At 46.3% G+C, this 13,354-nt stretch carries 11 protein-coding genes; 8 read left to right on the top strand and 3 right to left on the bottom strand.

The annotated features are described in order from the left end of the window. The first annotated feature begins 63 nt into the window (after positions 1-63). The 6 genes from L0M98_RS08355 to L0M98_RS08330 all read left to right on the top strand — a co-directional run bounded on the left by L0M98_RS08355 (position 64) and on the right by L0M98_RS08330 (position 9,436). On the top strand, positions 64-2,868 hold the full coding sequence (locus L0M98_RS08355; protein WP_227215541.1) for a hypothetical protein: 2,805 nt from the start codon (positions 64-66) through the stop codon (positions 2,866-2,868). A 15-nt stretch (positions 2,869-2,883) separates the two neighbouring features. Beyond that, positions 2,884-4,605, top strand: a complete 1,722-nt coding sequence (locus tag L0M98_RS08350; protein WP_227215540.1) for a DUF4906 domain-containing protein — start codon at positions 2,884-2,886, stop codon at positions 4,603-4,605. 15 nt (positions 4,606-4,620) lie between these two features. Then, entirely contained in the window at positions 4,621-5,202 is a 582-nt protein-coding gene (locus tag L0M98_RS08345) for a DUF3575 domain-containing protein (RefSeq protein WP_186976603.1), read from the top strand. Between the two features lie 5 nt (positions 5,203-5,207). Further along, positions 5,208-6,713 (top strand): DUF3868 domain-containing protein, encoded by a 1,506-nt coding sequence (locus tag L0M98_RS08340; RefSeq protein ID WP_370645628.1) that lies wholly within the window; start codon positions 5,208-5,210, stop codon positions 6,711-6,713. Positions 6,714-6,757: 44 nt separating this feature from the next. Further along, a complete protein-coding gene (locus L0M98_RS08335) occupies positions 6,758-8,377 on the top strand; it encodes an Mfa1 family fimbria major subunit (protein WP_227215538.1) in 1,620 nt (539 codons plus the stop codon). A 93-nt stretch (positions 8,378-8,470) separates the two neighbouring features. Beyond that, complete coding sequence (locus L0M98_RS08330) at positions 8,471-9,436, top strand: FimB/Mfa2 family fimbrial subunit (RefSeq protein WP_227215537.1); 966 nt, start codon at positions 8,471-8,473, stop codon at positions 9,434-9,436. Between the two features lie 8 nt (positions 9,437-9,444). Here the strand turns inward: L0M98_RS08330 and L0M98_RS08325 are convergent, their stop codons facing one another. Then, positions 9,445-10,326: a bifunctional methionine sulfoxide reductase B/A protein gene (locus L0M98_RS08325; protein ID WP_369859068.1), complete on the bottom strand. Its 882-nt coding sequence runs from the start codon at positions 10,324-10,326 to the stop codon at positions 9,445-9,447. Positions 10,327-10,475: 149 nt separating this feature from the next. Here L0M98_RS08325 and L0M98_RS08320 point away from each other — a divergent pair, with 149 nt between their 5' ends. Next, positions 10,476-11,018 (top strand): HdeD family acid-resistance protein, encoded by a 543-nt coding sequence (locus L0M98_RS08320; protein WP_099293195.1) that lies wholly within the window; start codon positions 10,476-10,478, stop codon positions 11,016-11,018. 162 nt (positions 11,019-11,180) lie between these two features. Here the strand turns inward: L0M98_RS08320 and ispE are convergent, their stop codons facing one another. After that, entirely contained in the window at positions 11,181-12,005 is an 825-nt protein-coding gene (ispE, locus tag L0M98_RS08315) for a 4-(cytidine 5'-diphospho)-2-C-methyl-D-erythritol kinase (RefSeq protein ID WP_227215535.1), read from the bottom strand. A gap of 87 nt (positions 12,006-12,092) precedes the next feature. Here ispE and L0M98_RS08310 point away from each other — a divergent pair, with 87 nt between their 5' ends. After that, complete coding sequence (locus L0M98_RS08310; protein ID WP_227215534.1) at positions 12,093-12,797, top strand: phosphatase PAP2 family protein; 705 nt, start codon at positions 12,093-12,095, stop codon at positions 12,795-12,797. Positions 12,798-12,838: 41 nt separating this feature from the next. Here the strand turns inward: L0M98_RS08310 and L0M98_RS08305 are convergent, their stop codons facing one another. Beyond that, positions 12,839-13,354, bottom strand: coding sequence for a hypothetical protein (locus tag L0M98_RS08305; RefSeq protein ID WP_227215533.1), 516 nt, complete (start codon positions 13,352-13,354; stop codon positions 12,839-12,841).

Below are 13,354 nucleotides of genomic sequence, written 5' to 3'. Positions count from 1 at the left end.
TAGGATTGATGTTACGATATGGAGGGAATTTTTAAGAAGATTAAAAAGAATAGATTCAGAGGTATGCTTATACTGCTCTTGGCCATTTGTGTGGCTTGTATCGACGAGATACAAACACCGGTCAACGAAGAAGCATACATATCTATTGATGGAATCATCAGCCGGGCACACAACGGTGTGCATGATGGTGATTCGGAAGATTACATCGTGAATACACTTCGTGTCATGGCATTTGACGCACAAGGTGACATTAAAAGTAACAGACTATATAATATAGGTGTTAGTACAACGGTTAAACATCCGATTGAAACGGGGATATATAATTTAATGTTCATAGCCAATGAACCCCATAATGTTTCTGTCGTTAACGCGTTGGATGGTGTGACATCGCGAAATGACTTTGACACGATTTCTTTTCCTGCCTCGGCTTTTACAGCCAAGGAAATCATTCCCATGATACAAAGAGTAGATAACGTGGAAATCCTGAGCGGTGGTAAAATCAAGGTTGACGGTGGAAGTGAAACCTCTCTTTTAAAATTAACATTAAACAGGCTTGGAGTCCGTCTTGACATTATTTTAAAGGCAAAGGAAAACCTGAGTCAGGCATTTGCGGGGCTTACTTTCAGTAATATCCCCGACCGTGTACCCCTCTCCGCGAACTACAATGTTGCACAAATCAATCGTAACGAGACTCGCACGCTTACCCCGATAGATGACGGAAGTCATTTCTCGGACGAAACACCTTCGGAAACCGATATCGTGTGGCAAAAGAAAGTGACTAGGATTATTGTACCCTCTAATTACTTTACTCCTACATCCGCCCAGAGTAACGCGATGAAAATGACAGTAAACTTGGAAGATAAATATAACCCGGATGCCAATCTGAGAATCGAAAATAATAATTACACGCTCCCGGCAAACACGAAATTGGACGTGATCGCCACGATTAAGATGCCGTTGGAAGTCAACATCAAAGCATCCGAATGGAATCCGCACTGGAATAACTGGATCATTGATGGCGAACGCATGTTAAACGTGTCCCAAATAGAGGCAACAATAACGCCGCTGAACGGAGTACGAATTTCGTTCTCGTCGAATATGCCTCACGTGTGGGTTGCCGAAAACTGTTACGATCAGCATAATCAACCGCAACTCACGGCAGCTTTATTCAATGAATTAGTCGGGGGGTGGTGGAACAACGAAAATCCCACTCGTTTTACTTACAATTACGATCCGACCACAGGTATCGGAGAAGGATACATGGATATTATCATCCAAGGTAGTCAAAGCGGATTTACCGTGGGACAAATCAATCAACACAAACTCGTATTATGTGCCGGATTGGAAAAAAATGATAACGGAAACCTGCAACGTGAGATCACGATCAACACGAATATGCTTTTCGATCATGGTTACTACAACGAAATGGTGAGTAGAACCGATTACGTGAGTACATTCCACAAGCACAGCGAACGCGGGGAACGAGTAATTTCCAATTTCCGTAATTTTACCACGTGGAATGGCACGGAGTGGAATGATGTCAGGGAATTCGATCCCAATGGAGTTGAAACAACAGACCATGGTTGGTTCGATTATCAATTACAATGGAAAGCAAAGATTATTTCAGGAGATGATTTCTTTGTTATCAGCCCGACACCGAGTTTTGACCCGAATTTAGGAACCGATACACCCGACAATCCGGAAAGATACCCGGTAACCGACGGGAAAACCGAAATCACGGGATACGGGAGAACTTATTTCCGCGTGGGAATGAAAAACCAATACGCGACAGGAAGCACGAACAAATATGGAGCTATCGAAGTCACCGTATACGACTACAGTATACAAGCCGTCGCCACTTACACGATTTACGTGCGTCAAGGTGAAACGGACGATTATCTGATGCGTCCCGGCGATGCCATTTTGGACGGTCCCATGCAAGGCGCACCACGGAGTAAAGCCCGAAAAGTCCCGGTTTACAATTTAACCGCACCGGAATTTAAAACAAACCCGTGGACAACAACGGAATACGTGAAATTAACCCCGTCACAATACACGGGAGGCCCCGGTTACGCGAACTACTTTACAAACTATCCTTCGCAAGCAGGAACCCATTTCCTCGGAATGATTCCCTCGTACAAGGATGCGGCATACACGGCTTACCAACGAAGAGCTTATACCCCGTTCAAAGATATCATATCCGATTGGATAGATAAAGACAACGGTGTTATAAATGATTGGGAAGAAGAAAACTACGGTACAATTTACTGGGGAACCGGGACAAATCGTGCTGATAATGAAGTCTGTCCCCCGGGGTATCACCGTCCTATAGACTGGTCGGAAACCAGTCGTTCGGGCGAAATGGATACACAAGCAGCTCTTGCATGGTCAGAAATACGCCAAAGCTTGTTCCAGAACCCGTCTTCCGGTGTCGTGAACTATTCTCAGTCCGGGAAACTAAACGCAGTATGGGGCAAGGTAGCCGATGGATTCTATGATCGTCACAGAACCGAACTATGGGGTAGCTTAGCAGTTTCCAACACAAACGCCAACGCGGCGTACGCGGGTACTCTATTCTACAACCCGAATAATTACGCTTCCGTGTTTTTTCCCGGTGCGGGACGTAGAGACGCAGGGTACGAGTACGACATAATAGAAGAATCGGGTAAATTAATGTACACGGGAGGGGCCGGATATTATTGGACAACAGCTATGGCCCCGATAGCCGGCGTAGTCGAGCATGGTAGCTCAATATTATTCGTCAGTGGTCCGCTTTGGGACAAATCCGTGGCTTTCATGGGTTTGAGCGCAAACACTTACGGTCTTTCGGTTAGATGTTTCGTAACAGAATACATTTCAGTACGATAAATTAAAATAAAGCATATGATGAGTTGGCAAAAATATAACATACAGTTTCTCTTAACCGCGATAATGGCGCTGGTATTCTTCTCCTCGTGTATCGACGAGACGACAGCTCCGGAAGAGGAGCCTGTTGTGTCCGACGACAAGGTACAACTCGAATTGTTTACCAGAATTGACCCGTACAATATCCCGAACGCGCGTTCCATGGCCAATGAATATTACGTGGACACGAAACCATGGATACTTGTATTCAAAGGGAATGATGCCAAATTCGCGGAAGCCGTTCAGGTTATAGAAGTCAGCGGAATCAACAAGAGATACGCCGTCCTCACGAAACAATCGGAACCGTGTTGGTTATTGATTCTGGCTAACCCGCAAGACTATTTCTACACGAGTGCCACACAAAGTTATACTTATTCCGTGGGTACATTGGGAACTGCCTTGCAGGATAAATCATTGAGCGAGGCATGCCGGATGCTGCGCACCCAACCGTTGAATAACCCGCAAACCACGATACCGTTCGTGAACGCGACAAACAGCATACCGCTCCCGATGAGCCATGTGGAATACTTATCGGACGGGATAAACGAGAGCACGAAAATAGGAAGTTCCACTCAACAGATTGAACTTACCCGTGCCGTTGCAAGAGTGGAAATAATAGACAAAACAGCCAACTCCCGTTTTGATTTCAAAGGTATAACAATGGTTGCAAACACCTCAAAACAAGGACTATTACATAATTTCACCGGCACACTGGAGAATATCCCCGCCGATCAAACAGAATACAAGCACGATGCTTCGTATTCGGCAGACATCGTTCAAGCCGTTCTGGAAGGAACAGAAAAGAACACGACGGCAAGTCCCGTTTATCTTTACGAGGCAAAAGATCAAAGTGACATATACTTGATTATACGTGCTACTTACGACGGAGAAGAATGTTTCTACAAATTGGCCATTGTCGATGGAGAAGGAACACGCATGGACATAAAAAGAAACCAACGATACATATTCAATATCACTCACGTCAGAGGTATCGGTTACTATTCGGTAGCTGACGCGAAAGAATCTTTGGCATCAAATACAAACTTGGATTACACGATCACCGTACGCGACGAATCTTCCTATGAAATAAGTTCGAACAACGATTATTACATGGGAGTCAGTAACTCACATTACATCGTGTACGGCGATGTCGGTACAACCAGAGAATTTCACGCTTTCACGTTATCGACAGACTGTATACGCCCGTTCCCCGATAAAAGAACGATCACGGTTTCTCCCGGATTGACATTGACGAACCCGGGTACAAATGAACTCCCCATCGTCACGAATACTAGCCCGGAAAAGACGGAGATTAAGCTAAGACTCGATGCCGCATTCAGCACGGGTACCGTCAAGCTGGAACTGGGAAATCTGGATAAGACAATAAATATCGAACGTCGGGATAGATTATCCCGGCTCGAGAACACGCTGACTTTCCCCGAATTCTACTGCCTATCCGGTTACGTGGAAGAAGATGATGCCAAGAACTGGATTCAATTGCATTCCTCCTCCGGTGCACGGGACGTGACAGACCAGATTATCGTGGAAGACGGAGTCATAAAAATATACGTGACAAGAAATAGTTCAGGGAAAAGATACGGCACAGTCTATCTGACGACCATACAGAATCCCGGAACGTCGGCAAGTCACATCGTGCGCATCAAGATATATATAACGCAACAAGAAGTAATCAACGTGTAATTAAATAAAGAAAAGATGACGATATTAAAAAAGGTACTGATAGCAGCATTGTTCATGGTCGGGTGGATACTACCCGAGGCGAACGCGCAAAAAGTTGCCGTGAAAAGTAACTTATTGTACGATGCCACCACGACAATCAACCTGGGAGTGGAAGTCGGCTTGGCACGCAAGTGGACATTGGATGTACCCTTCAATTACAACCCGTGGAAACCGGCCAACGGCAGACGACTGGCACACTTCGGCGTGCAACCGGAAGTGCGTTATTGGTTCTGCGAACGTTTCACCCGTATGTTCGTCGGGGTACATGCGCATTACGCCGATTTCAACGTGGGCGGCTGGCCTAATTGGTCGTTTATCAGCAAGAACATGCAAAACCACCGCTATCAGGGTGAACTGTATGGTGCGGGATTCAGCTTCGGGCGCTCGTGGATACTAAAGAAACGTTGGAGTATAGAGGCTACCGTCGGGGTCGGGTACGCTCATATCAAATATGACAAATACCCTTGCGCGGATTGCGGACTAAAAGTGAAAAGCGGGCACAAGAACTATTTCGGTCCCACGAAAGTAGGAATCTCATTGGTGTATCTCATAAAATAAGGAAAGTGATGAACAGGATAATAAAATACATAACGGCAATACTTGTGATATTCCAAGTGGGTATGTCCCATTCCGCGGCACAAACCCGTTCTTATACAGGAAATGTCCTCGTGAAAGCCGTACGGATGGAACAAGCGGGCAACTTACTTCACGTGGATATAGATTTCATTTTCGACGACTTGAAAGTCAAGTCGGCACATGGAATGGACTTGATCCCGCAACTGGTTACCCCGGAACGGACGTACAATCTACCGAAAGTATCCTTCAAGGGACGGGACGAATACCTGTCGCACGAACGGAAACTGGCTCTTATCGGTTACAACCCGCGGGTAGACACGGACAAAGCATACGTGATCGAGAAAGTTAGCAAGAAGAAAAACGGGACTCTGAACTACCGTTACACCTTGCCCTACGAATCATGGATGGCATACGCCGCCCTCGATATGCAATACGACGAATGCGGGTGCGGTGACACGGAATTGATGCGAGTGGAACGTCTTCTCGATCCGACACCGCCTGTTGAAGAGTATATCGTTACCCCTTATCTCGTGTACATCCAACCGCCGAGAGAAGAGATCAAACGTCGGGAGATTCACGCCGAATGTTTCCTCGATTTCGAGGTCAATCAAACCGTGATCCGCCCGTACTATATGAACAATCCCCAAGAATTGACAAAGATACGTAACATGATCAATGACATAAAAGACGATCCGAATATCACGATAAATCGTCTGGACATCACGGGATTCGCTTCGCCGGAAGGAACACTGGCAGGAAATCAACGCTTGTCGGAAGGACGTTCCAAGGCTTTGGCAAATTACCTCGCCACACAGTACGACTTCCCGCGTAACATATACCATATCTCTTTCGGGGGAGAAAACTGGGCAGGTCTTGTAAAGGCTGTTGAAGCAGGACACATGGAATACAGGAACCAGATACTCGACATTATCGAGTACACGCCATCCTCGGCAGAGAGAAAAGACAAGCTGAAAAAACTGGCAGGAGGTGTCCCCTACCGTCACATGTTGCGCACTATCTACCCGAGTCTGCGTGTAGCTATCTGCAAGGTAGACTACAACGTGAAGAACTTCGATGTGGAAGAAGCGAAAGTAGTTATACTGACAAGACCGCAAGACTTGAGCTTGAACGAGATGTTCTTGGTGGCAAATACCTACCAGTACGGCTCACAAGAATTTGTCGATGTGTTCGAAACAGCCGTCAGACTCTTCCCGAAAGACGAGATTGCCAACTTGAATGCCGCTATCTCCGCGCTCACGCGTAATGATATGGTATTGGCAGAGCGCTACTTGAATAGAATAACCCCGGAGAATTATCCGGCAGAATATAACAACGCCATGGGCGTACTCGCCCTATTGCAAGGAAATTACGAAAGAGCGGAAACCTATCTGCAAACAGCTGCCGCCAACGGGCTGGAAGTTGCCAAGCAGAATTTGGAAGAGTTGGCAAGAAAAAAAGCCAATGCTATTGAAATAGAAAAAAGGAATAAATAATCAATTATTAATCACATCTTAAATCAATTTGTAAAATGAAAAGAATGAACAAATTTTTTACTTTGGTATTTGCAGCGTTAGCTTTCACTGCATTTACAGCATGTAGCGACGACAAAAGCGGACCCGAAGGCGACGACATCGCCCCCGAGGGAGAAGCATGGACTACACTTAGAATAAGCAGTTCCAGCAATCTGGGACGTGCGATAACCAACCCCATGCCGGGTGACACCTATCCTTCCACGAGTCCCGAGGAAACGGAAGCTCAAGAAGTTTTAGCTATTTTCTTTAATGGATATGATGCGACAAGCGTGGTAACAGATGTAAAGAAAATCACGCTCAAACCTACTAATATCAGTGATGCTTTCTTGGTTTCGGACAAATCAAAATCGATATTGGTTATCGTGAACCCGCCCAGCAATTTCCCGAATTTCACCAAAGGACAACCTTTTGCCACGGTAAATGCTGCTCTCGCGGTACATACGGACATCTACACGGACAACAAATTTATGATGACTAACGCCAAGGGTGGTTTGGAACCTTCATTAAATGACGGTTCTCCCGCTGCCGGTTTACCGTTGTTCACGAACAAAGCTGATGCAGAAACGGCTGGTAATGCCATGAAAATCAACGTAGACCGTGTTGTATCAAAAGTACGCGTATTCGTGAGCTACACCTCCGCGGAAGCTTTTGATGTTAGAGACGCAAGCTGGGTTATAAACCTCACGAATAAATGGTACTATCCGGTATCCGAGAGAGTTAAAACTTTCCTTGACACACCCACGACGCTTGATGAATACAGCTTAGGTACCTATCGTATTGATCCGAACTTCGATCACACGAACATTCCTTACCCGTCAGCAGACTTTAACACCCAATACAGTTTCTTCACGCAAACAGACGTGGATAATAACGCTATTACTTGGATCGCCCCGTGTGATGCGGTAGATCCCAATCAAGGTGGAAAACCCCAGTACTGCGCGGAGAATACCCAACGCAAAGAGGACAATACCTATGCTTACACGACCCAAGTATTGCTGAAAGCAACTTACTTGCCCAAGTATAAGACATTTGACGGTCAAACAACCGATGTGCAAGAAGGAAACAATGACTGGCTGGACATCAATGGCGGTTTCTATACCTACACCGTGATGTTGGGATGGATCGAGGACGAATTAACCAAAAAGTACCAAGACAAAAACCCGGCAGGATACGTTACAAACGTGACTACCGCTTTCAACAAATACCTGAAATATCTCGTGGGCAAGGGAGTTGCTAACGTACAGGAAGTAGTTATCCCGGATGCAACCGGTGTTAGAACAGTTGCAGAAATTGTACAAGATTTTGAAAACCAAAAAGCAGGTGTTGTTGCTAACGGTGCAGATGTGGATACGGACGAGATTGTAAAATACTACAAATCCGGTATCAGTTACTACCCGATCGCTATCAAACATGATAACGACACAGACGGTTCCAACAATGAATTCGGAGAATTCGGCGTGGTTCGTAACTCTATGTACGACATCAAAGTTAACTCCTTCAACAACCCGGGTTACCCGATCATTCCGGAGCCGGATCCAGACAAGAAGGATGAGTTTGAATATTGGTTAGCTATCGAAATCGGTGTTAACCCGTGGACGTGGTATACTCAAGAAGAAAACCTATAAGCGTTCTACGCGTAAAATTAAGTATGGGATTCGTCCCATACTTAATTCACCCAAAACGTGCGTTTCCTTTAATAACAATAGAAAGACAGAAAAATGAAATTCAAAAATCTCTTACGTCAAATAGCATTAGGTATTCTGGTAATCATCCCGGGAATATTCCATTCCTGTGACAGTATTCGGGAAGACCTTAAAGAATGTCGCCTACTTGTTCGGTTCAAGTACGACTATAACATGCTCTCCACCGACGCATTCCACACGCAGGTCGATAAAGTAGACCTATACGTGTTTGACGAAGAGGGCAAGTTTCTATTCATGCAATCCGAGGAAGGCACTCCCTTGACAACCGGCGACTACCGCATGGAATTGTTTCTCCCTATCGGACAATACAAACTCCTAGCGTGGGCGGGAGTACATGACTCGTACGAGGTAACCAACCTCGAACCCGGTGTATCGACCTTCACCGAGATAGAACTCAAGTTGAAACGCGAGGCATCACTCGTCGTGAACAAACAAGTTGAACCCCTCTGGTACGGGGAATTAGCCGACGTGGACTTTACCGGGATAGAGAACACCTCGACAACCATCAACCTGATCAAGAATACGAATACAATCCGTTTCGTGTTCGAGAATCTGGGCACGAGCAATTTCGACGTGAATGACTACACGTACGAACTCTCCGAATCGAACGGATACATGGGGCATGACAATGCTCTGAAGCCCGACGATGTACTGAGTTATCAACCTTATCATATAAACCAGTCCTCTGCCACCACGGGCGTAATCGAACTCAACACCATGCGGCTGATGACCGACCGCCTGAATAATTTTGCTGTGAAAGACAAAACCACAGGCGCTACCCTATTCAACGTAGACCTGACCGATTTTTTCCTTCTGCTCCGTCACGAAGAACATAAAAACAAATGGGGTGACCAAGAATATTTGGATCGCAAAGACGCCTATGACGTGGTATTTTACCTTTCCGGCTCCACCAACGCATGGTTAAGTATAAGCGTCATCATCAACGGCTGGACGTGGTACTTGCAGGAAGAAAATCATTAAATCTAAAATCAGTCGAATCTTTTCGTGTACCCATGGCAATACGGCAGCGTTCCTTTTCGCCCGTAATAATTCTGATGATAATCCTCGGCAACCCAGAAAACAGATGCCGGAGTGAGTTTTGTCACTACATCATATCCTTTCTCCTTCAATTGTCGGATCAACTTCTCGGCAATAGCCTTTTGTTCCGGACTGTTATAAAATATCTCCGAACGATACTGTTCCCCGTAATCCGGTCCTTGCCGGTTCAACTGCGTCGGATCGTGCAACTCAAAAAAGAGTTTTGCCAACGTCTCGTAATCCGTTTTCGACTTATCGAACAACACCCGTACAGCTTCCACGTGTCCCGTTCCCCCTTCGCATACCTCCTCGTATGAAGGATCTTCCACGGTACCTCCCGTGTAACCGGACTCCACGGCAAGCACCCCGGGAGCTTTTTTCATGTAATACTCCACTCCCCAGAAACATCCGCCCGCAAACACAGCAGTATCCACCTTCAACTCGTCGGCAGGTACAAATTCCATTGAAATAGAGTTCACGCAATGCCGGGTATTCTTGGAAGTAAATCCCTCACCCGTGAACACGTGCCCGAGATGAGCCCCACAACGGGCACACACGATCTCCGTACGTCTTCCGTCCGCGTCCGGTACCCGTTTCACCGCTCCCTTTATCTCGTCGTCAAAACTCGGCCAACCGCAACGGGAATCGAATTTATCTTCCGAACGATACAGCGGAGCCCCGCATTGTTTGCAAACATACGTACCCTTTGCCTTGAAATCATAATATTTACCCGTGAACGGACGTTCCGTCGCCTTGTGAAGTATCACTTGTTTCTCGTCTGCCGTCAACTCTTTCTTCTGTGCCATAATCGTGTAATTTACCAAAAACAACATCAATATCAATAATCCTCTTTTCATAACCTCGTTTTAAATCGTGAAACGTATCCCCGTCCATAAAGTTATGCATTTTTCAAGGCAATATAACAACTTTTCCGAAGCTTTTCACATATAAAGGATATGAACTAAACTAAAAATTAAGAGATATGACAACAAGAACTGCAACTACAACAGCCGGACCTAAAGGATTCAGATGGTTATACCTAATCTTGGGCATCGTGCTGTTCGTTTTCGGGGTAGGTATCGTTCGCCACCCTGCCGTGTCTTACTTCGGACTGGCAATGTACTTTAGTATTATGATCATCGTACTCGGTATCAGCGAGGTGCTGAACGCCTTCGTGGGCGGAAGCTCTCGCAACTGGGGATGGGGCCTGTTTATCGGGCTACTCGACCTCGTGATCGGTTTTGTTTTACTGCTCCATCCCGCGATAGCCGAAGACATACTCCCCTACATCGTTGGATTTATCCTCATGTTCAAGAGTATAGATTTCATCTCCGAGTCCATAGAGATGTCCTCCTTAAGAGTCAGGGGATGGGGATGGATACTCACTGCGGGCATCATCACCCTCATATTCTCGTTCATGATCGTTTTTTTCCCCGTATTCGGGATATTCAACATTATTATCTGGACAGGACTCAGTTTCATGTTCGCGGGAATATCTTCGTTCATTTACGCTTTCGTGAAATAGAAACGGAACGAGGTTCCTTTAGTTTATAAAGTTCGTAAAGTTTATAAGGTTTATAAAGTAGCGGGTGTCCTTCGGACAATGTTTAACGACAACTTATGCTACCGTCGATAAAGCACCCGCAGGAGGCAATCAACTTTATAAACTTTACAAACTTTATGAACCTTATAAACCCTTTTTCTCCTGCCACACGAAACATCCCGGGAACTCTTTTTCGATGTCAACGGGATTATCAAACAGCGCGTACACTGCCGATCCGCTCCCGGTCATAGAAACGTAAAGAGCCCCCAAGGACTTCAAACGGTCTTTTATTTCCCCGATCTCCGGGACTTTAGGAATAACCGAACCTTCAAAATCATTCCGGATCATCTCGCTCCATTCTCTCACGGGCAACTTCCCGATCTCCCGCAAATCAAACATAGCGGCACGCGGTACAATCCCCCGGTAGGCTTCCGGCGTGGATACTCCCCGGTCCGGTTTCACTAGCACCATCGAGTAAGCAGCCAACGACAAATCCACGGCTTCCATCAACTCTCCCTTCCCGAAAGCAAACACCGGTCGGTTCCTCACGAAAAAGGCGCAATCACTTCCCAACCGCTCCGCGTACGCCATCAATTGTCCCTCGCTCAACCCCAAAGAGAACAATCTATTCAACCCCACCAGCGTAAAAGCGGCATCGGCAGACCCACCTCCCAAACCGGCACCGTAAGGAATAACTTTATGCAGGTGTACATCGACAGAAGGTAACCCGTGTTCTTCCGCCAACAGGTAATACGCCCGCGTGACCAGATTTTTCTCCGGGGCACAGTCAATCGGGATGCCCGTCGAAGTGAACGAGCATACTCCCTTGCTTCCCTTCACCTCGTGAATCTCAAGAATATCACGCAAGTCTATCGGGTAAAACACGGTTTCTATATTGTGAAAACCATCCGGTCTTCTCTCTGTGACATAAAGTCCTATATTAATCTTCGCGTTCGGGAACAATATCATGTGTAAACTTTATAAACTCTCTTCTGGCAAATGTAGCATTTTTCAGTATATTTGCCAAAGTAAGCTATCATATAAATATTTCGTGCCATGTTAGAATCCCTGCAATCACTAGACCAAACTATATTCTTGGCGCTCAACGCCCTGCACACACCCTATCTCGACTCGTTCATGTATATATTCACCGGAAAACTGGTATGGATACCCCTGTACGCGTCAATCCTGTACGTGTTATGCCGCAATTTCAACCCGCGCATGGCTATTTTCACCGCGCTCATGTTCGCACTACTGATCTTGATCGCCGACCAGACTTGCAGTTCCATATTGCGACCGATATTCGAGCGTCCCCGCCCTTCCCGTAACCCGGAGATCGCGGACATAGTACACCTCGTCAACGGTCGTCGGGGCGGAAAATTCGGATTCCCCTCTTGTCACGCCGCCAACACGTTCGCTTTAGCGTGTTTCACGATGCTACTGTTCAAAAACAGGGCTGTCACCACCTTCTTCATGCTTTGGGCTATCGTCACCTGTTACACGCGCATCTACGTGGGAGTACACTATCCCGGCGACCTGCTTTTCGGCACCACGGTAGGATTCGCGGCAGGTTTCATCACTTACGGCATCTATCGTTTCAGCCTCCGCGTAAACGGAATCGCCTCCGTTCTGCATTACCAAGAAAACAGGGCTTTAGTAAAACGCCCGCGTAATATGACTCACACGTCAGTCATCATTTACACGGGCTTGCTCACTATCGCCTGCTTCGCCATCTACTGCATCTGGTGGAGAACGAATTGATTTTAGATTTATGATTTACGATTTTAGATCGAAATCGACAATCACTGAATCATTCTTCTCCCTTTGAATATGACTTTCGGTTCTATCACGAAAGGGATGATCGTCAATGTCGCACTCAACTCCAGTTCCTCGTCTTTCATTTTTCCCTTGTGGGAATAGGAGAACTTCTGTCCGCCATAGTCCACTTTTCCATCCCCCGCGAGCCGAAAAGCCCCGTCAAGCAGGGTCACGCTACACGGTATCGCTTTCATCTCCACTCCCTCCACGGGCATTTTGAACCCTACCAACTCGAGCCCGACTTTTCCTTCCCCGTCCGTCCCGATCGCCACCTTGCAAGGAATAGGACCGTCGGGAATCAAAGAATTGCCATTGGAATCTTTCGCCATAGACCTGATCTTCTCCGGTATATCTAACGTCGCTTCCCCCTCGTAAACTCCCACCAAGGTAGTCGTATCACAAACGACCTCACCTTTTTCACCTTTTCCAAAATACAAGATTGCGATAACGAAAGCGATAACTATCGTCACACCCGTTAAAATAAAAATTCTTTTCTTCAT

The organism is Butyricimonas sp. DFI.6.44 (assembly GCF_022132345.1).
Classification (GTDB): Bacteria; Bacteroidota; Bacteroidia; order Bacteroidales; family Marinifilaceae; genus Butyricimonas; species Butyricimonas muris.
The sequence above is the reverse complement of the archived record's forward strand: the minus strand, read 5'-3'. Positions and strand labels throughout refer to the sequence as shown.